This window comes from Microbispora sp. CA-102843 (genome assembly GCF_050936215.1).
In the GTDB taxonomy this organism is placed as follows: Bacteria; Actinomycetota; Actinomycetes; order Streptosporangiales; family Streptosporangiaceae; genus Microbispora.
Genome location: NZ_JBNJNF010000001.1, coordinates 2,217,447 through 2,239,366 on the forward strand (window position 1 = coordinate 2,217,447; position 21,920 = coordinate 2,239,366).

Annotated in this window: 22 protein-coding genes; 8 read left to right on the forward strand and 14 right to left on the reverse strand. The window is 72.9% G+C overall.

Features of this window, described 5'->3' with window-relative positions:
- Positions 1-45: 45 nt before the first annotated feature.
- Positions 46-1,050, forward strand: coding sequence for a hypothetical protein (locus ACQEVJ_RS10365; protein WP_433099572.1), 1,005 nt, complete (start codon positions 46-48; stop codon positions 1,048-1,050).
- On the opposite strand, the gene ACQEVJ_RS10370 is transcribed toward ACQEVJ_RS10365, so the two are convergent.
- Positions 1,047-1,940 (reverse strand): CPBP family intramembrane glutamic endopeptidase, encoded by an 894-nt coding sequence (locus ACQEVJ_RS10370; protein ID WP_433099574.1) that lies wholly within the window; start codon positions 1,938-1,940, stop codon positions 1,047-1,049. The genes ACQEVJ_RS10365 and ACQEVJ_RS10370 overlap by 4 nt on opposite strands.
- 145 nt (positions 1,941-2,085) lie before the next feature.
- Here ACQEVJ_RS10370 and ACQEVJ_RS10375 point away from each other — a divergent pair, with 145 nt between their 5' ends.
- Together ACQEVJ_RS10375 and ACQEVJ_RS10380 are read left to right on the forward strand one after the other, a co-directional pair.
- A complete protein-coding gene (locus tag ACQEVJ_RS10375) occupies positions 2,086-4,059 on the forward strand; it encodes a sensor histidine kinase (RefSeq protein WP_433099576.1) in 1,974 nt (657 codons plus the stop codon).
- On the forward strand, positions 4,059-4,709 hold the full coding sequence (locus ACQEVJ_RS10380) for a response regulator (RefSeq protein ID WP_433112642.1): 651 nt from the start codon (positions 4,059-4,061) through the stop codon (positions 4,707-4,709). Before ACQEVJ_RS10375 ends, ACQEVJ_RS10380 begins: the two co-directional genes overlap by 1 nt.
- 19 nt (positions 4,710-4,728) lie before the next feature.
- Here ACQEVJ_RS10380 and ACQEVJ_RS10385 read toward each other — a convergent pair whose 3' ends face one another.
- A complete protein-coding gene (locus ACQEVJ_RS10385) occupies positions 4,729-6,543 on the reverse strand; it encodes a CASTOR/POLLUX-related putative ion channel (protein WP_433112644.1) in 1,815 nt (604 codons plus the stop codon).
- A gap of 113 nt (positions 6,544-6,656) precedes the next feature.
- Here ACQEVJ_RS10385 and ACQEVJ_RS10390 point away from each other — a divergent pair, with 113 nt between their 5' ends.
- Together ACQEVJ_RS10390 and ACQEVJ_RS10395 are read left to right on the forward strand one after the other, a co-directional pair.
- Positions 6,657-7,244, forward strand: a complete 588-nt coding sequence (locus ACQEVJ_RS10390) for a Maf family protein (RefSeq protein ID WP_433099578.1) — start codon at positions 6,657-6,659, stop codon at positions 7,242-7,244.
- Positions 7,245-7,254: 10 nt separating this feature from the next.
- Entirely contained in the window at positions 7,255-8,064 is an 810-nt protein-coding gene (locus ACQEVJ_RS10395; protein WP_433099580.1) for an EI24 domain-containing protein, read from the forward strand.
- On the opposite strand, the gene ACQEVJ_RS10400 is transcribed toward ACQEVJ_RS10395, so the two are convergent.
- On the reverse strand, positions 8,037-9,629 hold the full coding sequence (locus ACQEVJ_RS10400; protein WP_433099582.1) for an ABC-F family ATP-binding cassette domain-containing protein: 1,593 nt from the start codon (positions 9,627-9,629) through the stop codon (positions 8,037-8,039). The two genes, ACQEVJ_RS10395 and ACQEVJ_RS10400, sit on opposite strands and share 28 nt — an antisense overlap.
- Before the next feature lie 210 nt (positions 9,630-9,839).
- On the opposite strand from ACQEVJ_RS10400, the gene ACQEVJ_RS10405 reads away from it, so the two are divergent.
- Positions 9,840-10,940: a DUF4192 domain-containing protein gene (locus ACQEVJ_RS10405; protein WP_433099584.1), complete on the forward strand. Its 1,101-nt coding sequence runs from the start codon at positions 9,840-9,842 to the stop codon at positions 10,938-10,940.
- Here ACQEVJ_RS10405 and ACQEVJ_RS10410 read toward each other — a convergent pair.
- The gene (locus tag ACQEVJ_RS10410) at positions 10,919-11,269 is read right to left on the reverse strand and encodes a hypothetical protein (RefSeq protein WP_433099586.1); all 351 of its coding nucleotides are present in this window, start codon (positions 11,267-11,269) and stop codon (positions 10,919-10,921) included. The genes ACQEVJ_RS10405 and ACQEVJ_RS10410 overlap by 22 nt on opposite strands.
- A 215-nt stretch (positions 11,270-11,484) precedes the next feature.
- Between ACQEVJ_RS10410 and ACQEVJ_RS10415 the strand changes: the two genes are divergently transcribed.
- On the forward strand, positions 11,485-12,021 hold the full coding sequence (locus tag ACQEVJ_RS10415; RefSeq protein ID WP_433099588.1) for a DUF1707 and DUF4870 domain-containing protein: 537 nt from the start codon (positions 11,485-11,487) through the stop codon (positions 12,019-12,021).
- Positions 12,022-12,039: 18 nt separating this feature from the next.
- On the opposite strand, the gene ACQEVJ_RS10420 is transcribed toward ACQEVJ_RS10415, so the two are convergent.
- The 5 genes from ACQEVJ_RS10420 to ACQEVJ_RS10440 all read right to left on the reverse strand — a co-directional run bounded on the left by ACQEVJ_RS10420 (position 12,040) and on the right by ACQEVJ_RS10440 (position 18,073).
- Entirely contained in the window at positions 12,040-13,566 is a 1,527-nt protein-coding gene (locus ACQEVJ_RS10420; protein WP_433099590.1) for an ATP-dependent DNA ligase, read from the reverse strand.
- A 45-nt stretch (positions 13,567-13,611) separates the two neighbouring features.
- Entirely contained in the window at positions 13,612-15,141 is a 1,530-nt protein-coding gene (locus ACQEVJ_RS10425; RefSeq protein WP_433099592.1) for a glycosyltransferase family 39 protein, read from the reverse strand.
- A 192-nt stretch (positions 15,142-15,333) separates the two neighbouring features.
- Entirely contained in the window at positions 15,334-15,708 is a 375-nt protein-coding gene (locus ACQEVJ_RS10430) for an FKBP-type peptidyl-prolyl cis-trans isomerase (protein ID WP_433099594.1), read from the reverse strand.
- A gap of 158 nt (positions 15,709-15,866) precedes the next feature.
- Entirely contained in the window at positions 15,867-16,550 is a 684-nt protein-coding gene (locus ACQEVJ_RS10435; RefSeq protein WP_433099596.1) for a general stress protein, read from the reverse strand.
- 83 nt (positions 16,551-16,633) lie between these two features.
- Positions 16,634-18,073, reverse strand: a complete 1,440-nt coding sequence (locus ACQEVJ_RS10440) for a GuaB1 family IMP dehydrogenase-related protein (RefSeq protein ID WP_433099598.1) — start codon at positions 18,071-18,073, stop codon at positions 16,634-16,636.
- Positions 18,074-18,177: 104 nt separating this feature from the next.
- On the opposite strand from ACQEVJ_RS10440, the gene ACQEVJ_RS10445 reads away from it, so the two are divergent.
- Positions 18,178-18,675, forward strand: coding sequence for a GyrI-like domain-containing protein (locus tag ACQEVJ_RS10445; RefSeq protein WP_433099600.1), 498 nt, complete (start codon positions 18,178-18,180; stop codon positions 18,673-18,675).
- Here the strand turns inward: ACQEVJ_RS10445 and ACQEVJ_RS10450 are convergent.
- The 5 genes from ACQEVJ_RS10450 to ACQEVJ_RS10470 all read right to left on the reverse strand — a co-directional run bounded on the left by ACQEVJ_RS10450 (position 18,648) and on the right by ACQEVJ_RS10470 (position 21,844).
- A complete protein-coding gene (locus ACQEVJ_RS10450; RefSeq protein WP_433099602.1) occupies positions 18,648-19,220 on the reverse strand; it encodes a hypothetical protein in 573 nt (190 codons plus the stop codon). The genes ACQEVJ_RS10445 and ACQEVJ_RS10450 overlap by 28 nt on opposite strands.
- Entirely contained in the window at positions 19,217-19,450 is a 234-nt protein-coding gene (locus ACQEVJ_RS10455; protein WP_357221199.1) for a helix-turn-helix transcriptional regulator, read from the reverse strand. Before ACQEVJ_RS10455 ends, ACQEVJ_RS10450 begins: the two co-directional genes overlap by 4 nt.
- A 30-nt stretch (positions 19,451-19,480) precedes the next feature.
- Positions 19,481-20,269: an ABC transporter permease gene (locus ACQEVJ_RS10460; protein ID WP_433099604.1), complete on the reverse strand. Its 789-nt coding sequence runs from the start codon at positions 20,267-20,269 to the stop codon at positions 19,481-19,483.
- Positions 20,266-21,102, reverse strand: coding sequence for an ABC transporter ATP-binding protein (locus tag ACQEVJ_RS10465; protein WP_433099606.1), 837 nt, complete (start codon positions 21,100-21,102; stop codon positions 20,266-20,268). The genes ACQEVJ_RS10460 and ACQEVJ_RS10465 overlap by 4 nt, the downstream gene beginning before the upstream one ends.
- 94 nt (positions 21,103-21,196) lie before the next feature.
- Positions 21,197-21,844, reverse strand: coding sequence for a nitroreductase family protein (locus ACQEVJ_RS10470; protein ID WP_433099608.1), 648 nt, complete (start codon positions 21,842-21,844; stop codon positions 21,197-21,199).
- Positions 21,845-21,920 lie beyond the last annotated feature (76 nt).

The following is a 21,920-nucleotide window of genomic DNA, read 5'->3' on the forward strand; positions in this document are numbered from 1 at the left end:
GGGGAAGGCACCCGAAATGGCGGGATATGCCGTACGCTCCCGATCGTGTCACCTGGGGATCATGGGACGAAGGCCGTCCCCTCTTATCTAGCGGCCGAGGCCGAGACCACTCCGCTACCGAAGATCACGGTCCCTGTGGCGGCGCCACCGGCGAGCTCGTCCAAGGGCCTCGGGGACCTGCCGATGCGGGTGGTGTACCGGGTGATCGCGGTCGCCGCGGGAGTCGTCGTCGTCCTGGGGGCGGGCGCGACCGTCGTGCTGCTGAACCGGGGCGCCCCCGCCACCACGACCGCCGCGCCGCGTCACTCCGCGGCCGCACCGGCCTCGTCCGCACCGGCCTCGTCCGCGCCGGGCGCCGCCGCACCGGTCGCGGGCGCGGTGGCCACGCCCGGTCTCAGCCCGCTGTCCAGCACCGGGGCGAGCGCGACCCCCAGCGCGGCCGTGAGCGCCCTCGCGAGCCCTGTGGCCAGTGCGGACGCGGTCGATCCCGCGCTGGCGGCGGCCCTCAAGGACCCCCGTCTGCCCGCGCTGCCGAAGGACGGCCGCCGGCTCCGCAGGCTGCCCGGCCGGGCGGCCGCCGCCCACGGTCTGATCAAGGACCGGCGCTCCGGCGTCGCCCTGCCCCGCTTCACCAAGACATGGGCGCTGGCCAAGCCCGCGCCGTTCGCCTCCCGCCAGCTGCTGCCCAAGGCCAAGGGCGCGTCGTACCGCGGGATGCTGGTCTCCTGTCCGGTGCCGATCCCCGAGCAGAAGACGCTGCGCGACACCGCCTTCCTGGCCGCCCGGTGGACGCTGAACCACCACCCCTCGGGCGCGACGATCACCTGGACCGCCTCCCAGCCCATCAAGGCGGGCGAGCGGCAGGGCTGGCTGCTCGGCTACACCGTGCACTACACGCTCAAGGGCAAGAAGCGGGTCTCCGCGGCGGCGCTGGCCCTCGTGGACGTGCCGGAGATGAAGCCCGCCGTCGTGTTCGTCACGATCCCCGACAGCCAGAAGAAGCGCTGGCACGACATCAACAAGGTGATGTCCTCCGTCAAGGCGCTCTAGCAGGAGCGCGGGCGCCGCCACAGGCGGTTGGTCAGGAGCACGGCCACCGCCAGCCCCGCCGTGGTGAGGGCGCCGCCCTCGCCGACCATCCAGGCCGACCTGTCGTGTGTCGACGTCATCGCCTCGGCCACGAAGTACAGCGACGCGTTCATCGTGGCGTGGAACACCAGGACCGGCCAGATGCTCCGCGTGCGCAGGCGCAGCCACACGAGCGGGAAGGCCAGCGTGACCGTCTGGAGCGTGAACATCAGCAGCGCGTACGGCACCGGCACGCCCTCCTCCACCGCCCCCGGCACGAACAGCATCAGGGGGTAGTGGAACGAGGCCCAGGCCAGGCCGAGGATCACCGCCGTCGCGGCGGGGCCCCTGCGCGCGGCGAGCCTCGTGACGAGCAGGGAGCTCCAGCCGAGCTGCTCGCCGAGCGCCAGGACGACGAACGGCGCCACGCCGGGAACGAGGCCGAGCACCACGCCGAGCGCCGGATGCAGCCCGGTGGACGCGGTGAGGTTGCCCGGGTCGAAGCGGGCGGCGCCGGTCAGCCAGGCCGTGCCGTACGCGAGGCCGGTGCCGAGGACGGGCACGGCCCACGCGGCGGCGAGCGTGCGCCAGGGCACCCGGTGGAAACCCCAGTCCACGGCGCGCACACCGCCACCGGCCAGGCACGCGACGAGCGCGGCGAGCGCGGGCATGAACGCCTGGCTGTAGACGGCGATCTGGGTGCCGATCGGGGCGTCGCCGATCCGGTCGAGGTCGGCGCCCTGTGAGACGGCGAGGGCCACGACGGGCAGCACGAGGGCGGCCAGGGTGACGCCGTACACGGCGAGCCGCGGCTCGCGGGCGGCGGGAGCGTTGGCCTCGATGGGGATGGCGGTTGACGTGTTCGTTCGCATGGGCCGATTCCAGCGCCCCGGCGGTCCCGTCCGCCTGAGGGCGGGGTCCCGTTCCCGTCCCGTCGTCCGGGCCCGAGGGGGTCCCGGGTGGGACGGGACCCGGGTCCCATTCCCTTCGACGGGAGGAATGTCCAATCATGTCCTGATGCGAAGCGGTGCGTGGGCCCGATGGCTCTGGGCGATCCCCGTCCTGTGTGGGGCGGCCGTCGTCGCCGGCGTCGCGCTGACCGCCGCCGCGCCCGCGCCCGACACCACCTATCTGGTGCTCGACGCGGTCGTCGGCCTGACCTGCCCGGCGGTCGGCGCGCTGATCCTGTCGCGGTGGCCGCGGCACCCCATCGGCCTGCTGTTCTGCCTGAGCGGCGCCGGGCTGGCCCTCCAGGCGCTGTCCGGGGGATACGCCGCGTACGCCCAGTCGCACGGGCTGCCCGGCGCCCTGTTCGCCGCGTGGGTGACGAACTGGGTGTTCTTCACCGGCTTCGGGCCGCTTCTGCTGCTGCCCCTGCTGCTGCCCGACGGACGGCTGCCGTCGCCGCGCTGGCGGCCGGTCCTGGTCGTGGCCGTCGCCGGGATGGCGGTGCTCCAGGTCATGCTCATGCTCCGCGACCGCGTCTGGGTCTGGGGACACGAGGTGCCCAGCTCCTTCGGGTTCGTCCCCACGCATCCCGTCGCGGAGGTCGCCTTCGGCGTGGTGGTGACCGGGCTGGCCCTGTCGGGGACCACGGCGCTGGCCATCCGGGTCACGCGCTCGGACAACAGGCGCCGCCTCCTGCCGGTGTTCGCGGCCGTCGTCGCGGTGGGGCTCTCGGTCGTCGCCGACAACCTGCTGCCGCCCGATCCGCCCGTGGGCGTGTGGCTGCAGGCGGCGGCACTGCCGCTGTTCCCGGCGGCCACGGCGGTCTCGATCTTCCGCTACCGGTTGTTCGAGATCGAGGTGCTGATCCGGCGCACCGTCGTGTACGCGCTGGTCACGGTCGTGCTGCTGGGGGCCTACCTGGTCACCGTGGCCACGATCGGCACGCTCCTGCGGACCGGGAACGGAGTGCTCGAGCCGCTCGCCGCCACCGCGGTCGTCGCGGTGGCGTTCGCTCCCGTACGCGACGCCGCGCAGCGGGCCGTCGGCCGTCTGCTGTTCGGCAACCGGGGCGACCCGGCCGCCGCGCTGTCCCTGCTCGGCCAGCGCCTGGAGTCGTCGGCCGACCCGACGCGGCTGCTCGACCGCGCGGCGGAGACCGTGGCGCACACGCTGCGACTGCCCGCGGTCGCCGTGCTGGCCGCCGACGGCACCCCGGTCTGCGCCGAGGGCGGTGTCCCCGGCGACGGCGTACGGCTGCCGCTCGTGGTGGGCGGACGCATGGAGGGGGAGCTGCGCGCGGCTCCCCGTTCGCCGGGCGAGGCCCTGTCGGCGGCCGACCTGGCCGTGCTCGACGACCTCGCCCGCCAGCTCGCGGTCGCCCTCGCCGCCGTGCGGCTCGCCGGGGAGGTGCAGACGTCGCGGGAGCGGCTGGTCATCGCCAGGGAGGAGGAACGGCGCAGGCTCCGCCGTGACCTCCACGACGGTCTCGGGCCCGGCCTGGCCGCCATCGGCGTACGACTCGACGTGATAGAGGCCACCGCCGCGGGCATGTCGCCGGCCACGCGGTCGTCGCTGTCGGAGGTCAGGCAGCTCGTCCATGGCCTCGTCGGCGACGTGCGGAGGATCGTCCACGACCTGCGCCCGCCGGCGCTGGACGAGCTCGGGCTGGCCGGGGCCCTGGAGGACCTGGCCCTGGACACGGATGAGGTGGCGGAGGGAGGCCCGGCCGTCACAGTCCGGGTGCCGGAGCCACTGCCCGAGTTGCCCGCCGCCGTCGAGGTGGCGGCCTACCGCATCGCCCAGGAGGGGCTGGCGAACGCCCTGCGTCACGCGGGGGCCCGGACCATCGAGATCCTCGCCCGGATCGAGACGGACGGACTGGTCCTGCGCGTCCGCGACGACGGCCGGGGACTGCCCGAGCCGCTCGTCGAGGGCGTGGGATCGGGCAGCATGACAGAGCGCGCCGCGGAACTCGGCGGCGCGCTGCGCAGAACGTCCGCCTCCGGGGCGGGCACGACCGTGGAGGCGGTGCTGCCGCTGTGATGGACTCCCACGCCGAGCCGGTGCGCGTGTTGCTGGTGGACGACCACCCGCTGCTGCGGCACGGGCTGCGGGCCCTGCTTGAGCAGGTGGGCGGAGCCGAGGTGGTGGGAGAGGCGGGAGACGGCGAGGAGGCCGTCGCGCTCGCCCTGTCGCTGCGGCCCGACGTGGTCGTCATGGACCTGGTGATGCCGGGGACCTCGGGGATCGAGGCCACCCGCCGCCTGATCGACCGCGATCCCGACCTGGGCGTGCTCGTGCTGACGATGAGCGAGGACGACGCGTCGGTGTTCGCCGCGCTGCGGGCGGGCGCGCGAGGCTACGTCCTCAAGGGGACGGGCGGGGCGGACTTCATCGCCGCCGTGCGGTCCGTGGCCCGGGGCGAGGCGGTGTACGGCCCCGCGGTGGCCCGGCGCATCCGCAGGTTCCTGGCGTCGGGCCCTGACGTCACGCCGTTCCCCGAGCTGACCGCCAGGGAGCGGGAGATCCTCGACCTGCTCGCGTCGGGCAGGTCGAACGCGGAGATCGCCCGCGCTCTGTTCCTCAGCCAGAAGACCGTGAAGAACCACCTGACGTCCGTCTTCGCCAAGCTCCAGGTGGCCGACCGGGCGCAGGCCGTGGTGCGCGCCCGCCGCGCCGGCCTCGGCGAGTGAGCCGTACGGACGGCCGGGCTCAGTGCTCGGCGAGGACGATCACGGAGTCACCGAGCGTGAACGTCATCGCCCGGGACCGGTCCGGGTTGAGCACGACGCCGTATTGGGGCGGCTCTCCGATCCTCGCCGCGACGCGGTATCCGATCGCGGTCTCGCCCCGGCGCAGGGCCGACTCCACGACCGTCTGGAAGGCGACGGGCACGCCGGTCGTCACGTAGTTCTCCACCGGCCGCGGGTAGGCCTCCGCGCCGGCGGAGTCGAACAGCTGCCCGAAGACCTCGGCGAGGTGCGGGTTCTCGGCGAGCTGGGCGAGCAGCAGGCCGATGACGGTGTCACTGATCACGATGTCGTCGGCCTCGGTGACCTCGGCGAGCGAGCGGTTGTTCTCGTCGTGCATCTCGCTTGCGATCGAGTACTTCTCGCCGAGGATCGCCTGCATGTCGCGGAGCTGCAACAGCGTCATCAGCGTCCGGCTGTCGGCCTGACGGGGGCCGTACCGGTCGTCGGAGAGCACGATGACGTGCTGGTAGACGCCGACGCCGAGGGACTCCAGGGCGTACCTGTCGGTGCCGTCGCACTCCTTGATGTTCACCGTCAGGTTCGCCAGGTCCGTCAGCCCGGTGCCGGCATCGGGGTGGTCGGTGGCGACGTCGAGCACGGATCCGGAGGTGACATAGCCGTCGAGATGGCCGATGATCCGTGCGGCCCGGTCGTTCCACCCCACCATCAGCGTCCGCTCGACGGCCGGCTCCTCGGCTCGCGCGGAGACGATGCGCCGTTCGTCGACGGGCACGGTGCCGTTCGCCAGGCGGATCAGCGAGTCGTCCTGGGCGAGCACGACGAGTTCGTCGGACGCGCCGACGACCCTGTCCGGTGGTGGGTTGAGCACCACGCCGCCGGAGGTGCGCAGGCCGAGGACGGACGCGGTCGCGTACGCGCCGAGTGCCTCGCCGTACGACCTGCCCGTCAGGGAGGGTTCGCGGCGCAGGTAGATCTCACAGCCGTCGAAGTTCAGCAGGTCCATACAGACCACGGACATGCCGGACTGCCGGGACGACTGCACGATCAGCCGCGCGGCGATGTCGTCGCCGTCGATCAGATGCACCCTCGGTCCGCCGGCCAGCCGGGCGGCCGCCATGTTGCGCGACGCGGCGATGGAGGCGACCGCCGGAGGATGTTCCCCGGCCCGTTTGGCCAGCGCGAGCAGGGTCTTGATGACCTGCGCGTCAGGGTCGTCCTGCTCGGGGGACAGCACGACGATGGCGCGCGCCGTGTTCAGGCTCATCAGGTCGAGGGCGGCCGGTTGTGTGGGGCTGCCGGTGCGGCAGACCAGCCGTGTCCTGCCGGTGTCTCCGACCCGGGCCCGGACGGCGTCCTCCATGGCGGGCTTGTCCCTGTCGGCCAGGATCGCGATGACCGAGCCGCGCTGGCTGGCGTTCGCCTTCAGCAGCTCGGCGACGATCGTGAACAGCTGCTCGGACCAGCCGAGGATGACGGTGTGGCCGCTCTCGATGACGCGCGAGCGGCCCTTGCGCAGCTCCTCGATCTTGCCGCGCAGCCCGGCCGCGAGGACGCCCACGAGGATGCTGACGATGAAGATGCCGCCGAGGGACGCGCCCAGCATGATCGCGAGGAAGGGCGCCGTCCCGGCGTCCCCGGAGATCTTGCCAGGACTGAGCGCGTGCATGAGCGACAGCCACAGCACCCCGGGCCAGCCGTCGTGCCGGAGCGCCTCGTCGGGGGCGAGCCACATGGTCAGGACGCTCACCGCCACGATCAGGACCAGGGACACCAGGGCCAGCCAGCCGATCAGAGCGGTCGTGCCCTTCGCCATGGTGTTGTCGAACCAGTAGCTCAGGCGTTCCTTGACCGTGTGTTTTGACACCGGTGTCCCCCGTCTGTGATCGGTAAACGCGAGACATGGTAGGAGCGACTAGGCTGCTCTGTGTGACGGATCTGATACTCGCCTCCGCCTCGCCCGCCCGCCTCGGAGTGCTGCGGGCGGCCGGGCTCGATCCCAAGGTGATCGTCAGCGGCGTCGACGAGGACGCGATCACGGCCGGCACCCCCGGGGAGCTGTGCCTGAAACTGGCCGTGGCCAAGGCGGACGCCGTCTCCCGGACGCTCGGCGACGGCATCGTGATCGGCTGCGACTCTGTGCTCGAACTCGACGGCGTCGCGTACGGCAAGCCGGGGACGCCGGAGACGGCGGTGCGCCGCTGGCACATGATGCGGGGCAGGACCGGCCGGCTGCTGACCGGGCACTGCGTGGTCGACGTGGCCGGGGGCCGGAGGGTGTCGGAGGTGGCGGCGACCGTGGTGCGGTTCGGCACGCCGTCGGACGAGGAGATCGAGTCGTACGTCGCCAGCGGGGAGCCGCTGCGCGTGGCGGGGGCGTTCACACTCGACGGCCTGGGCGGCTGGTTCGTGGAGGGCATCGAGGGCGACCACGGCAACGTGCTCGGCATCTCGCTTCCCCTGCTTCGCCGCCTTTTCGCCGATCTGGGCGTGCCGGTGACGACCTTGTGGCGCTAGCCTGCCCGCCATGAGTGGCATCGGGCGGCCCGCCGGACGGCGCGGCGTCGGCGGTCTCGCCGAGGGAATCGGTTTCTGCTTCCGGGGTCTTGGGTGGGTCGCCCGGCATCCCCGCTGGTGGCTGTTCGGGCTGATCCCGGCCCTGATCGCCCTGGTGCTCTACGCCCTGGCGCTGGTCTGGCTGGGCACGCACGCGACCGGCGTGGCGGCCTGGGCTACGCCGTTCGCGGACGACTGGGGCTGGCGCGACGGGTTCCGCACGCTGGTCGGTGTGATGATCTTCGTGGCGGGTCTCGCGCTCGCCGTGCTGACCTTCACCGCCGTCACGCTCGTGATCGGCGATCCGTTCTACGAGAAGCTGTCGGAGCGGGTCGAGGAGGACCTCGGCGGGCTTCCCGGCGGCGGTGACCTGCCCTTGTGGGCGTCCCTGTTCCGGTCGATCCGCGACAGCCTCGTCACGCTCTGGTGGGTCCTGCTGTTCTCGGTGCCGCTGTTCGTGCTCGGCTTCGTGCCGGTCGTCGGGCAGACCGTGGTGCCCGTGGTGGGGGCGTTCGTCTCCGGGTTCTTCCTCACGGTCGAACTGACCGCTCTGGCGATGGAACGCCGGGGTCTGCGGCGCAAGGAGCGCTTCGCCCTGCTCCGGTCGAACATGTCCGTCTCGCTCGGGTTCGGCGTGCCGCTCTTCCTCGCGTTCATGGTGCCGCTCGTCAGCGTCGTCGCGATGCCCGGCGCGGTCGCCGGCGCCGCCATGCTCGTCCGCATACGGCTGGCGCCGGTGGCCGCACCGGGACATCAGGCCAGGGACACGAGGCCGGCGTAACCGGAGTTCCACATGTCCTCGACCCCGTCGGGCAGCAGCAGGACCCGGTCGGGACGCAGGGCCTCCACGGCCTTCTCGTCGTGGGTGACCATCACGACGGCGCCCTGGTAGGAGGCGACCGCCGCCAGCACCTCATCCCGTGACGCCGGGTCGAGGTTGTTGGTGGGCTCGTCGAGCAGCAGCACGTTGGCCTGCGAGCTGACCAGGGTGGCCAGCGCCAGACGGGTCTTCTCGCCGCCGGACAGCACGCCCGCGGGCTTGCTCGCGTCGTCGCCGCCGAACAGGAACGAGCCGAGGATCCGGCGCACCTCGCCGTCGCCCAGGTGCGGCGCGGCGGCGGCGAGGTTCTGGGCGACGGTGCGCGCCGGGTCGAGCGTGTCGTGCTCCTGCGCGAAATAGCCCAGCCGCAGACCGGGGCCGTGCACCACGCGACCCGAGTCGGGGCGTTCCCGCCCGGCCAGGATCCTCAGCAGCGTGGTCTTGCCCGCGCCGTTGAGACCGAGCACGACGAGCCGGCTGCCCCGGTCCACGGCCAGGTCCACCCCGGTGAGCACCCGCAGGTCGCCGTATGCCTTGGTCAGGCTGATCGCGCCGAGCGGGGTGCGCCCGCAGGAAGCGGGCTCGGGCAGCCGGATGCGGGCGACCTTCTCGGTGCGACGGACCGGCTCCGCCGCGGCCAGCATGCGGTCGGCCCGGCGCGCCATCTCCTTGGCCCGTACGGCCGTCGCCTTGCCGGCGCGCATCCTGTCGGCCTGGGCGTGCAGTGCGGCGGCCTTGCGTTCCGCGACCGCCCGCTGCCGGGCGCGCCCGCGCTCGGCGGCGTCGCGGTCGGCCAGATAGGTGCGCCAGCCGGTGTTGTGCACCTCCAGCGCGGCCCGGCCGGCGTCGAGGTGCCAGATCCTGTTCACGGTCTCGTCCAGCAGCGAGGTGTCGTGGCTGATCAGGACCAGCCCGCCGGTGCGGCTCGCGAGGAACGACCGGAGCCAGGCCACCGAGTCGGCGTCCAGGTGGTTGGTGGGCTCGTCGAGCAGCAGCGTGCCCTGCCCTCCGAACAGGATGCGGGCGAGTTCGACGCGGCGGCGCTGCCCGCCGGACAGGGTGCCGACCGGCTGGGCCATGACCCGGTCGGGCAGGCCGAGCCCGGCGGCGATGCGGGCGGCCTCGGCCTGCGCGGCGTATCCGCCGCGGGCCTCGAACTCCGCCTCGGCCCGGACGTACCGCCGCATCGCCCGCTCCTGCTGGGCGGGGTCGGCCATGGCCGCCTGGGCGGCGCGCAGCGCGTGCTCGGCCTCGTCGAGGCCGCGGGCCGACAGGATGCGACCGGCGACGGTGAGGGACGGATCGGCCGCCGCGGGATCCTGCGGGAGATAGCCGACCTGGCCGGTCCGGGTGACGGTGCCCGCGGCCGGCTGCAGTTCGCCGGCCAGGGTCTTCAGCAGGGTGGTCTTGCCCGCGCCGTTGCGGCCGACCAGGCCGACGCGGTCGCCGGGGGCGACGTGGGCGGTGACGTCCGACAGCAGGAGAAGGGCGCCGACGCGCACGTCGACACCGCGAAGGGTGATCATTTGTTGACGCTCCGGAGAAGCTCAAGGACACACGGGTGGCGTGAAAGCGGTGTCCGAGCTAAGAGATCCGGGGCGTAGACATGGCGCCGAGTGTAGGCCGAGCGCCCTGCGCGCTGCCAACGGTTTTCCGGTTGTCCACAGGAGGACGGCTGTCCCCAGAACGCGCTTCGGCCGTCTTGGGGACGCGGCCGTCCGGCGAGGCTTGCGGCCATGACGATCCCGAAGCTCGTGCTCTCCTCCCCGGCGGACCTCCTCGCCGCCGTGCCCTACCTTGTCGGATTCCGCCCCGCCGACAGCCTCGTCGTGATCGCCGTCGCCGGGCCGGAGGTGCGGCTGACGACGCGCTGGGACCTGCCGGTCGCCTCCGCAGACCTCGACCGGCTGGTCGCGCTGCTGCGCCGCGAGTCGGTGACCGCCGTCTTCGCCGTCGGATACGGCCCCGGCGCCCTGGTGACCCCCGCCGTCGACACCGTGACCCGGCTGCTGCGCGCCGGGGGCATCCGGGTGGCCGAGAGCCTCCGGGCCGAAGGCGGGCGCTACTGGTCCTACTCCTGCGGCAGCGCGACCTGCTGTCCCCCTGAGGGCACGCCGTACGACACCGAGGCCAGCCACGTCGCCGCCGAGGCTGTGGTGCACGGGCTGGTCGCCCTGCCCGACCGGGGCAGCCTGCGGCGCTCGGTCCAGCCATACGGTGGGGCGGCGATGCGGCAGGTCACTCTCCGCGTCCTGGCCGATCTGCGGGCGATGCCCGAGCCCGGGGGACCGGTCGCGGACGAACTGGCCGCGCGGTTCGTGGCCGAGGGGCTGACGCGAGTGCGCACGGCCATCGGCCTGTACGACTCGGGAGGCCGGCTGGACGACGAGGGCGCCGCCCGGCTCGGGCTCGACCTCGCCGTGGTCAGGGTGCGGGACGAGGCGTGGGCGTTGATCGACGACCGGGACGCGCACATCGCGCTGTGGCGCGACCTCACCCGCCGGCTAGAGCCGGGCCACGTCGCGCCCGCGGCCTCACTGCTGGCGGCCGCCGCCTGGCACCGGGGGGAGTGCGCGCTCGCGGGGATGGCGCTGGAGCGGGCGCTCGCCGCCGACCCCGGCTATTCGATGGCGCTTCTCCTCCGGCAGGCCCTGGCGCACATGATGTCCCCCGCCATGCTCCGCGACCGCATGCCGACGCCGGAGGAACTCGACGACGAGATGGGCCCTCCCCGGGCGATCTGGCTCGCGCCGCTGCGCGCACTGCTGGCCCGGGACCTGCCCGGTCCGGTTACCGTATCGGCCCCGGGCGGCCGTCAGACCGGGTCGCCGTCCTGAGCCTGACGACGGCGCTCGTTGTAGGCCCGCATCCGGGCGGGGTAGCCGGTGAGCTGCACGTCGTACACCGGAAGGGCGAGATCCCTGGCGACCTTGGCGATCACCGCGGGAGCTCCGACGCGGCGGCGGGTCCACTCCCCGTCGTGGGCCACGGCCACCGCGGTGGTGTCGGTCGCGAAGGTCTCGGGTTCGACGTAGAACTCGACTCCACGCCGGGTCTTGGCGAACTCGATCAGGGCCTCGATGTCGGCGTCGGTCGCCTCGCGGTCGAACTTGGCCACGCGGGCGGTCCGCCGCCGCCGGAGCCCGTAGCGATCTCGCCATCTCATAGTGCTTGTATACATCGCCGTGGATCACGATGGAGTTAAGGTGACGGTCTCGGGGCGATGTCGGGGATGTCCCTGATGCCGCCGGGTGCGTAGGCGGCACAAGATGGAGGCAGACTCGAAGAGAGCCGAGCAGTCGATCGACGGAAGGCGATGCTGTGATGCCCGCGGCAGCGACACCACCGTGGCCGGGCCGTGCCCCGATGCCACATCCTCAGTTGCGCGTTACCAACCAGGACCGCGAACAGGTGGTCGAGCACGTCAAAGCGGCCTACGCCGAGGGCAGGCTCGACAAGCACGAGATGGACGAGCGGCTGCACCTGGCGATGACCGCGCGCACGCACGCCGATCTCGTGCCCATCATGAACGATTTGTACGGCACCCGCCCGGCGTACGTCCCCCGGCCGCCCTCCTATCGGGCCGCATATCGGGGCGCGGTCCCGGACGGGGCAGACCGGGTCGGGGCGGCGGCCTCGCACCTGTTCGCGCTGCTGGGGTTGTTCATCATCGGCCCGCTGCTGATGATGGTGACCGCGGGGCGGACGTCCCCCTACATCAGGAGGCACGCAGTGGAGTCGCTCAACTTCCACCTCACCGTGCTGGGGGCGACCGTGCTGCTGCCGTTCACCGTCGTCGGCGTCGTCCTGCTGCCGGTCATCTGGGTCGTCGGGCTGGTCCTGTGCATTGTCGGCGGGGTGTCGGCGCTCGCCGGCACCGAGTTCCGCTACCCGCTGACCATCCGCCTGATCAAGTAACTCGTGAAGTGACCCCGGTCAGGGCATGAGCGCGCGGACCGCGGCCACGGTGTCGGCCTCCTCGGGCCGCTTGTCGGGCCGGTAGCGCAGCACGCGGGCGAACCGCAGCGCCATGCCGCCGGGGTAACGGCTCGACCGCTGCACGCCGTCGAACGCGATCTCCACGACCAGCACGGGCTTGAGCGTGACGACGTAGCCGTCCGCCGGGCCCTCCGCCAGCCGCAGGAACTGCTCGGTCTGCCAGGTCAGCAGTTCGTCGGTGAGGCCCTTGAATGTCTTGCCGAGCATCACGAAGCCGCCGGTCTCCGGGTCGTAGGCGCCGAGGTGCAGGTTGGACAGCCAGCCCCGGCGCCGTCCGCTGCCCCACTCGGCGGCCAGCACGACCAGGTCGAACGTGTGCCGCGGCTTCACCTTGATCCAGCCCGCCCCCCGCCGGCCCGCGGCGTAGGGCGTGCGCAGCGACTTCACCACGACGCCCTCGTGGCCCCGCCGTACGGCGTCGCCGAAGAACGCCTCGGCCTCCTCGGCGTCCGCCGTGACGAGCCGGGGTGTGATCAGCTCGGCCGGAACCGCGGCCTCCAGCGCGGCGTGCCGCTCCTCGTCCGGCAGGTCGAGCAGGTCGGCGTCGCCCACGCGCAGGGCGTCGAAGAAGAAGACGGTCAGCGGCACGGTCGCGCGCAGCGACGCGACGTCGGTCCTGCTGGCCACCCGGCCCGAGGTGACCTGGAACGGCTCGGGGCGGCCGTCCGGGCGCAGCACGATGACCTCGCCGTCGAGCACGAGATCGGTCTGGGGCAGGCCGAGCACGGCCTCGACCAGCTCGGGAACCTGTGCGGTGATGTCGTCGAGCGTGCGGGTGAAGACGGCGACCCGGTCGCCCGACCGGTGGGCCTGGACCCGCACGCCGTCGAGCTTCCACTCCACCGCGGCAGGGGCGCCGGCCTTCTCCAGTGCGGCGGTCACGCTGGGCGCGCTCTGCGCGAGCATCGGCGCCACCGCCCGCCCGACCTCCAGGTGGAACGCCTTCAGCTCCGCGACGCCGCCGCGCAGCGCGGCCGCGCCTACGGCGGGCAGCGAGCCGCGCAGGGTCAGGGCCCGGCGCACCTCGGCCGCGGGCACGTCCGCGGCCATGGCGACCGCTTCGATCATCACCCCGTTGAGCGCCCCCTGGCGCAGCTCGCCCGTCAGCAGCCGGTGCAGGAACGACTGCTCCTGCCGGGTGAGGGCGCCGAACAGCTCGCCGAGCAGCTCACGGCGCGCGGCCTGCGAACCGGCGCCGGACTGCGACTTGACGCGTTCGAGCAGCGCGTCGACCTGCGTCAGGGTCGCAGTGGCGATCTGGCGCGGCTCGGGTAGGTCGGACAGGCTCCGCCAGCCCACCCCGATCTGGCGCTGCGGCAGCTCACCCGACAGATAGGCGATGGCGATCTCGGCCTCGTCCGGTCCCACCCTGCCGAGCAGCTCGGCGAGGTGCCTGATCTTGGCGAGCCGCGCCGAGTCCGCGGCGACGGCCGCGGACGTCCTGGCAAGGTCGATCAGCAACACACCGTAATCCTGCCTCACCACAGCGGCAGCTGCCCAGGCCGGGGGTTAGCTGTAGTGGCGCATGCTCGGCCACAGCTCCCGCCAGGGCCGTACGGGGTCGTGGCAGACCGTGATCGGCACGCCCTGCTCCTCGCCCGGCATTCCGCTCAGCCTGCCCGCGGGGGCGCAGCGGGCGAAGGCGGTGGCGAGATAGGCGGGCGGGTAGCCGACGGCGACGACCACTCGCGTCCCCTCCGGCGGCGGCCCCCACCACCACAGCTCGTTGTGGCCGCTGAACACCGCGGGCAGCCCGAACTCGCCCACCCATCGACGCAGCGCGCCGGCCTCGCCGTAGTTCCCCGCGAGCAGCACCGCCCCGGCGCGCTCGCCGGCGGGCAGGCCGTTCACCACCCGGGCCGTCTGCGCCGCCAGGTCGCGCATGCCCACCGACTCGCGTGCCACCTCGTTGACGGCGGCGACGGGCGTACCCGCGAGCGACGCCGCCGGGACGACCGGCAGCGCTATGACCACCGCCACCACGGCGTTGACCGCCAGCGCCGCGACCAGCGCTCTCCGCCACCGCCACCCGGCCGCCGTGACGCAACCGGCCGCGAACAGGTAGAGCAGGAACGCGCCGGTGTAGTCGGGGCGGCCCCCCGAATACAGGACCAGCGCGCAGGCCACGGGGTAGGCGATGGCAAGGGAGCGGACCCGCCGGTTCCGCCACAGGCGCAGCCAGCCGGCCACGCACACCACCGCCTGCACAGGCCCGAGCAGCACGAGCTGAAGGGGGACGAAGGCGGCGCGGTTGTCCGCACCCTCGTCGATCTTCAGCGCCTGGGCCATCTGGAACTGCGGCCAGTCGTGCGTTGCCTGGTAGAGCAGGTTGGGTGAGGCGATCGCCAAGGCCAGGAGGGCGCCGGCCCACAGCCGCCTGTCCCGCAGCACCTCGCGCGGACCCGCGACGAGGATGCCGAGGCCGACGCCGGCCAGCAGCACCACGATCAGATCGCGGTTGTACGCGGCGATCCCGCACAGCGCTCCCACCCAGAGCCAGTAGCGCCCGTTCCCCCTGAGCAGCACCCGGAGCAGGCACAGCGTGACCGCGCTCCACAGCACGAGGTCGGGGGTAAGGGTCAGCAGGGCGTGACCGGCCAGGAGAGGCAGCACGGAGGTCGCCGTCCCGGCCGCGGCGAGGATCTGGGCCGTACGGCCGCCACCCAGCTCCCGGGCGGCCAGCGCGACGAGCACGACCAGAGCCCCGGCGCACAGAGCGGGGACGATCCGCAGCGCGACGACCGTGTCCCCGAAGATCGTCGTGGACAGCCGGGCGATCATCGGCGTCATCGGCGGAGTGTCGAAGTATCCGAGCCGCGGCCGCTCGCCCAGCATGCGGAAGTACAGCTCGTCGCGGTGGTACCCATACCACGGGCTCACCGCGAGCAGTACGGCCACGGTGGCGGCGGCGATCGCGACCACGGCCCGGGGCGGCCCGGTGAGCGGAGCGCCCGCCCGGACGTCCTCGCCGGGGGCCGCCCTGTCGGCGTCGTCGCGCGCCGCCGGTATGGCGCCGGTCATCTCGTCGCCCGCGGTCACGCCGGCCTCCCGGAAGCCGGCGTTCGCAGGGGGCCGTCCTGCGGGCGGCCGTGGTAGGAGGGGCCCCGATCGAGGGGGCCCATGAGGCGGCGGTTCGGGAGGGCATCGTCCACGCGGCCATCATCCTCGATGGGCTCCGGCCCTCCTACCCCTGAATCCGGAGCGCCGCCCGTCGCCTCACCGGTGTCCCGGTCAGCCGACGCCGAGCAGGTCGACGACGAAGATGAGCGTCTCACCGGGCTTGATGCGGGCGCCCGCGCCGCGGTTGCCGTATCCGAGGTGCGGGGGGATCGTCAGGCGGCGCCGTCCGCCGACCTTCATGCCGGCCACACCGCGGTCCCAGCCGGCGATGACCCGGCCGCCGCCGAGCGGGAACTGGAACGGCTGGCCGCGGTTCCAGGAGGCGTCGAACTCCTCACCCGTGGAGAACGCCACCCCGACGTAGTGGACGGTCACGTTCTGCCCGGGCTTGGCCTCCGGCCCGTCCCCCTCGACGAGATCGACGATCTCCAGGTCCGCGGGCGGCGCGCCCTCGGGAAAATCGATTTCGGGCTTCTCCAGTGCCACGTGGGCCTCCTGTTCTCTGTGTGCCCCAAGCGCTTCGAGTGCCGGAAGTTCCGGCCGGCTGACGACTCTACCGGGGACGGCCGACACGACGACGCCTTCCCCACGCGGGGTGGGGAAGGCGTCGGAACTTCAGAGGATGCCGAGGGTGACGACGAGGGTTACGGGCGGCGGCCCTTCGACAGGCCCGCCCGGTCGTCGTCGCGCGCCTCCTCGGCATGGGCCCCATCCGCATGGGCCCCATCCGCACGGTCCTCGGTCACCGGGTAGCCGGTGGCATGCGGAGCGGTGTCACCCGCCGTGACCGGTGACGTCGTGACGGGCCCGCCCGACGGCGGACGCTGGACGACGACGGTGTCGGCCGGCTGCACGCCGCCCTGCAGCAGCGCCTGGGCCTGGTCGAGCATGGAGGAGGCCACCAGCACGTCGTAGCGCCCGGCGACGATCGAGCTCCTGGACGAGAAGTCGCGCGTCCCGCCGGTGAAGGCGTGGCTGGTGAAGCCGAAGGCGGCGCCGGCGATGGCGCCCCAGAGGATCGACCACAGCACCAGCCCGAAGAACGAGGTCGTGGCCGAGGTGAACAGCCCGAGGAACAGGCCGACGATGAGTCCGAACACCGCGCCGCTGATCAGGCCCGTCAGCGCCGCCTTGCCGTTGGTGAGCCGCCCGGTGACGGTCTCCTCCAGGCGCAGGTCGCTGCCGACGATCGCGGTGTTCTCCACCGGGAAGCCGGCGTCCGACAGGGTGTCGACGGCGCGCTGCGCCGCGACGTAGTTGTCATAGCTGACCAGCAGCCGTCTGTCGGCCGCCGGACTGGCCGGCCCTCCGGCCGGGGAGTACTGCATGATCGCCTCCGCGGGGTAGTGCGGTCGGTACACGAACGCACTACCCCCGGAGAGCCCGATATTCCTGAAGGGAATAGAAGGAGTCACCAGCTTTGGTGCAGCGGCATGCCCTCGCTGTAGCCGGAGGCGCTCTGCACGCCGACCATCGCCCGCTCGTGGAACTCCTCCAGGGTGGCGGCGCCCGCGTACGTGCAGGAGGAACGCAGACCGGCCACGATGGCGTCGATCTGGTCCTCCACGCTGGGCCGCTCCGGGTCGAGGTACATCCGCGAGGTGGAGATGCCCTCCTCGAACAAGGCCTTGCGGGCCCGCTCGAACGGCGAGTCCTCGGCGGTGCGCAGCCGTACGGCACGGGCCGAGGCCATGCCGAAGTTCTCCTTGTACTTCCGCCCGTCGGGGGCGGTGCGGGTGTCGCCTGGTGACTCGTACGTGCCGGCGAACCACGAGCCGATCATCACGTTGGAGGCTCCGGCGGCGAGCGCAAGCGCGACGTCGCGGGGGTGGCGCACGCCGCCGTCGGCCCATACGTGCCGGCCCAGGCGGCGGGCCTCGGCCGCGCACTCCAGCACGGCGGAGAACTGCGGCCGTCCCACGCCGGTCATCATCCGGGTCGTGCACATGGCGCCCGGGCCTACGCCGACCTTCACGATGTCGGCGCCGGCCTCGACGAGGTCGCGTACGCCCTCCGCGGTGACGACGTTGCCCGCCGCGACCGGCACGGAGGGCTCCAGCGCCCGTACGGCCCGCAGCGCCGAGATCATCTTCTCCTGGTGGCCGTGCGCCGTGTCGACCACGAGCACGTCGACGCCGGCGTCGAGCAGCTCCTTGGACTTGGCGGCCACGTCGCCGTTCACCCCGACCGCCGCCGCGACGCGCAGGCGGTTACGCGCGTCCACGGCGGGCTGGTAGAGGGTGGCGCGCAGGGCCCCGGTGCGGGTGAGGATGCCGACCAGGCGGCCGTCCTCGTCCACCACGGGCGCCAGCCGGTGGCGGCCCTCGTGCAACGCCTCGAACGCGGCCTGCGGATCGACGCCGCGCGGCAGCGTCTGCGGCGACGCGGTCATGACCTGGGAGAGCTGGGTGAACATGTCGACGCCGTGGCAGTCGGCCTCGGTCACCACGCCGACCGGGCGGTTGTCCCAGTCGACGACGATGACCGCCCCGTGCGCCCGCTTGGGCAGCAGGGTGAGCGCCTCGCCCACGGTGTCGTGGGAGGTGAGGGTGATGGCCGTGTCGTGGACGAGGTCACGGCTCTTCACCCATTCGATGACGTCGGCCACCACGTCGATCGGGATGTCCTGGGGAATGACGGCGATGCCGCCGCGCCGGGCGACGGTCTCGGCCATGCGGCGGCCCGCGACGGCCGTCATGTTGGCGACGACGATGGGGATCGTGGTGCCGGTTCCGTCGCCGGCGGACAGGTCCACCGCGAGGCGCGACCCAAGCGAGGAGCGGGACGGCACCATGAAGACATCGCTGTACGTGAGATCGTAGGGCGGCGTCACATCATTGAGGAATCGCACGTTTGTCCAGCCTACGTTGTGAGCGGGTCATATCCGGCATTCCCGGGCGACGCCGGAGCAGACTCCGACACGGGATACATTGACCTCGCCTGAGAGGAGAGCATGTGATCATCGTTGACCGTCCGGAGACGCTCGTCGTCGGCTATGCCGTGCGGACGACCGACGCGGCGGAGGCGGACCCGGCCCGCGCCCAGTTGCCGGGCCTGTGGGCCCGCGCCGGAGCGCCCGGAGCCTTCGCGCACGTGCCCGGCCGGATCGACGAGAGCCTGTACGCCGTGCTGACGGACTACGAGAGCGACCACAACGGCGCCTACACCCAGATCGTCGGCGTGGCCGTGCGCACGGCGGCGCGTCTGCCCGAGGGCATGGTCGCCGTACGGGTGCCCGGCGTGCCGGCGCTGCTGTTCGAGGCGCGGGGGCCGATGCCCGGGGCGCTCGGCGAAGCCTGGCAGCAGGTGTGGAAGCACACCGAGTCGGGCGGCCTCCCCGCGCGCGCCTTCACCACCGACCTGGAGATCCACCACCCCGGCGGCGTCGACGTCTACGTGGCCACGCTGCCGTCGTTCGGCGACTCCTACGCCGAGCCTGCGGCCGCGTCCTGAGGGCCGTCCGGCTCGTCCGGCTCGTCCGGCGGCGGGTCGGGCATGCGCCATCCGGCGACCAGCAGCGGCAGGATCAGGTGCGTGAGCCACAGCGCGGCGAGGCCGAGGATGACGGCGGCGGCCGGCGCCGCCGCCTCACGGCCGTCGCCCCACATCGAGGCGAAGACCGCCATCACGACGACGGTGAGGACCACCCGCATCAGCGTGTTGGCCTTGGTGTAGGCCCGCAGCCGCTCCGCGACCTGTCGCTCGTCCAGCCGGCGCTCCGGCAGTGAGGCCAGTCCGCGCGTGGCGGCGTTCAGGGCCGTCACGGCGGGCAGGTAGAACACGAGCATCAGGGCCAGCAGCACGAGGTCGACCGTGACCGCCGTGTCGCTCGGCGCGATGCGCCACGAGACGACCGCGTCGGCCCACATCATCAGTAGGCCGGTCGCGCCGGAGGCGACCAGAAGGCGGCGCCGGGCGCGGGTGCGGTAGAGCGGCAGGAACAGCTCGCTCTCCATACTGCGGGCGACGTGCGCGCGCCACCTCTCGCGCCAGTTCACGACGTGCTCCCCAGCTTGGGAAAGGGCTTGAGCGAGAAGACGACCTCCACCGGCACCTCGAAGAACTCCGCGATCCGCAGGGCCAGGTGGAGGCTGGGGCTGTACTCGCCCCGCTCCAGGTAGCCCACTGTCTGATAGTGCACGCCGAGCGCCGCCGCGAGGTCCCGCCGTGAGATCCCGCGGTCGGCCCTCAGCACCGCGATCCGGTTGAACACCGTCTCGTCGGCCACGCCTCACCTCCGTCCGGGCGCCGGGTCCGCTCATCGCCCGCGGATCCGGCGCAGCAGCCAGGGGGCTAGCACCATACCGCCGACCGCCCACAGGCTCAGCACCACGGCCGCCTGGCCCAGCCGCCAGGCGTGGCCGACCTCGGCGGCGAGGATCGAGTCGGGCAGCAGCGCCGCGCGCAGCCCGAGGGCCTGCCAGTAGAGCGGGAACACCTCGGCGATGCGGCGCACCAGGTCGGGCAGCATCTCCAGCGGCAGCATCACCCCGGAGAGGACCATCAGGAGCATCGCCGGCAGGGCGAGCATCGCGCCGGCCTTCGGGCCGGGCAGCAGGCTGCCGATGACCGCGCCCACCGGGACGACGGCCAGCGTGCCGAGCACCACGACCCAGCCGAGGGTGAACCAGCGCGCGGGCGTCGCCGGCACCGGGAGCCCGGCCAGCGGGACCGCGAGCGCCAGCACCAGAGCGATGTTGACGAGGATCGTCAGCAGCACCATGGTGGCGCGGCCGACCAGGTAGACCCGGATGCCCCGCGGCAGCGTGCGCGCCCGCAGCAGCGTGCCCTCCTCCCGGTCCGCGGCGATCAGCATGGGCAGCGCCATCAGTCCGGTCGAGAAGATCGCGTACGCGATGAAGCCCGGCGTCATGAACGCCCCCTGGGTCACGGTCGTGCCCTCGACCGGCTTGTCGCCGATCCAGAGGGTGAGCAGCCCGTAGGTGAAGACGCTCCCCGCGATGGCGTTGAACAGGTCCTTGCGGTCGCTCCACTGGTTGAGCTGCTCGATCCAGCCCCGCCGCAGCCCCAGCACCGTCGTGCTCATCGCGCCTCTCCCACCAGGTCCAGATAGCTCTCCTCGAGGGTCGGCCGCCGGATCTCCAGCCCTGGGACCGGCCCGCCGAACCGCTGATGCAACTCCCACGCCACCCGTGACGGATCCGTGGTCTCCAGCTCGCCGCCGTCCCAGCGCACCACCGACGGAGCCCGTACGGCACGGGCCAGCTCGGCCGGGCTGCCGCAGGTGAGCACCCGCCCGGCGACGAGGACCGCGATGCGGCCGGACAGCCGTTCGGCCTCCGCCAGGTCGTGGGTGGTGAGCAGCACGGTCAGCCCCTCCTCGGCGGCCAGCCGCTCGATCAGCAGGTGGAACTCCCGCCGGCCCTCCGGGTCGAAGCCGGTCGTCGGCTCGTCCAGGAACAGCACCTCCGGCCGCCCGACGATGCCGAGCGCGACGTCGAGCCGCCGCCGCTGGCCCCCGGACAGCACGCCGGCCCGGACGCCCGCCGACGCGGTGAGGCCGAGCACGTCCAGCAGGTCGTCGACGTCGCGCGGGTCGTCGTAGTGCGCGGCGACGTGCCCGAGCAGATCGCGCACCCGCCAGCGCGGGTGGTCGCGCCACGACTGGAGCACCACCCCGAGCCGCGCCCGCCAGGCGTCGCCGGCCCGCGCCGGGTTCTCGCCGAGCACCTCGACCTCGCCGGACCAGCCGGTCCTGAACCCCTCGAGGATCTCCACAAGCGTGGTCTTGCCGGCGCCGTTCGGGCCCAGCAACGTGAACACCTCGCCGCGCCGCAGGTCGAGGTCCACGCCGTCCAGCACCGGGACCGGCCCGTACGCCATGCGCAGCCCGCGTACGCGGATGACGACATCGTCCATACGCCCTCCAATGAAGCAGCCTTGCTCTCGAATGTAGTAGTTGTACTACATCTGAGACAACAGCCGCTGCATCGGAGGGCGCATGGATGATCGCTCAGGGCGTCCAGAGGGGCTCGGGAATCTCGAAGCCGACCGGCTCGCCCCAGCGGTTGCGGTAGGCGACCTCGTGGGCGGGCCGGCGCGGGGCCACCCCCCAGCGGCCGGTCGGGTAGCCGAAGGTGACCATGCACGCCACCTGCCAGCCCTTGTCCTCGGGCACGCCGAGGATCCGCATCGTCTCCGCGCCGTGGAACAGCCCCAGCACGGAGGTCAGCGCGCTGCCCACCCCGAAGGCGCGGGCGGCCAGCTGGGCGCTCCACACCGAGGGGTAGATCGAGCCGCCGCTCGGGTCGTTGCGGGTGAAGGCGAACATCAGCAGGGGATAGGACTCGAAGTGGTCGGCCAGGTGCTGCGCCGACCGCAGCACGTTGAGCGTGCGGGTGTCGCCGGTCGCCTCGGCCCGCTCGCGCATCGGCTTGTAGTGCCCCTCGAACAGCCTGCCGAGCGCGTCCCGGTACAGCGGCCCCAGCTGGGACTTCACCTCGGGATCGTCCACCAGCAGGAACCGCCAGCCCTGCGTGTTGCCGGCGCTGGGGGCGCGGACCGCGGCGTCCAGGATGCGTTCCTGGACCTCCGCCGGGATCGGGTCGGGCTTGACCCGGCGCATGGCCCGGGTCGTGTAGAGGGCCTCGAAAAGGTCCATGTGCGGGGGAACTCCTCGATCGTCGCGGGGGAAGGGGGAGCCGGGGCCTGGCAGCACGGTCAGGCCGGGCACGGTC

What these genes read in the sequence shown, in the direction of transcription:
- ACQEVJ_RS10370 (WP_433099574.1), bottom strand. Translation starts at nt 1,940, where the DNA reads ATGCGAACGAACACGTCAACCGCCATCCCCATCGAGGCCAACGCTCCC.
- ACQEVJ_RS10375 (WP_433099576.1), top strand. Translation starts at nt 2,086, where the DNA reads ATGCGAAGCGGTGCGTGGGCCCGATGGCTCTGGGCGATCCCCGTCCTG.
- ACQEVJ_RS10380 (WP_433112642.1), top strand. Translation starts at nt 4,059, where the DNA reads ATGGACTCCCACGCCGAGCCGGTGCGCGTGTTGCTGGTGGACGACCAC.
- ACQEVJ_RS10385 (WP_433112644.1), bottom strand. Translation starts at nt 6,543, where the DNA reads ATGGCGAAGGGCACGACCGCTCTGATCGGCTGGCTGGCCCTGGTGTCC.
- ACQEVJ_RS10395 (WP_433099580.1), top strand. Translation starts at nt 7,255, where the DNA reads ATGAGTGGCATCGGGCGGCCCGCCGGACGGCGCGGCGTCGGCGGTCTC.
- ACQEVJ_RS10400 (WP_433099582.1), bottom strand. Translation starts at nt 9,629, where the DNA reads ATGATCACCCTTCGCGGTGTCGACGTGCGCGTCGGCGCCCTTCTCCTG.
- ACQEVJ_RS10405 (WP_433099584.1), top strand. Translation starts at nt 9,840, where the DNA reads ATGACGATCCCGAAGCTCGTGCTCTCCTCCCCGGCGGACCTCCTCGCC.
- ACQEVJ_RS10410 (WP_433099586.1), bottom strand. Translation starts at nt 11,269, where the DNA reads ATGAGATGGCGAGATCGCTACGGGCTCCGGCGGCGGCGGACCGCCCGC.
- ACQEVJ_RS10435 (WP_433099596.1), bottom strand. Translation starts at nt 16,550, where the DNA reads ATGCAGTACTCCCCGGCCGGAGGGCCGGCCAGTCCGGCGGCCGACAGA.
- ACQEVJ_RS10460 (WP_433099604.1), bottom strand. Translation starts at nt 20,269, where the DNA reads ATGAGCACGACGGTGCTGGGGCTGCGGCGGGGCTGGATCGAGCAGCTC.
- ACQEVJ_RS10465 (WP_433099606.1), bottom strand. Translation starts at nt 21,102, where the DNA reads ATGGACGATGTCGTCATCCGCGTACGCGGGCTGCGCATGGCGTACGGG.
- ACQEVJ_RS10470 (WP_433099608.1), bottom strand. Translation starts at nt 21,844, where the DNA reads ATGGACCTTTTCGAGGCCCTCTACACGACCCGGGCCATGCGCCGGGTC.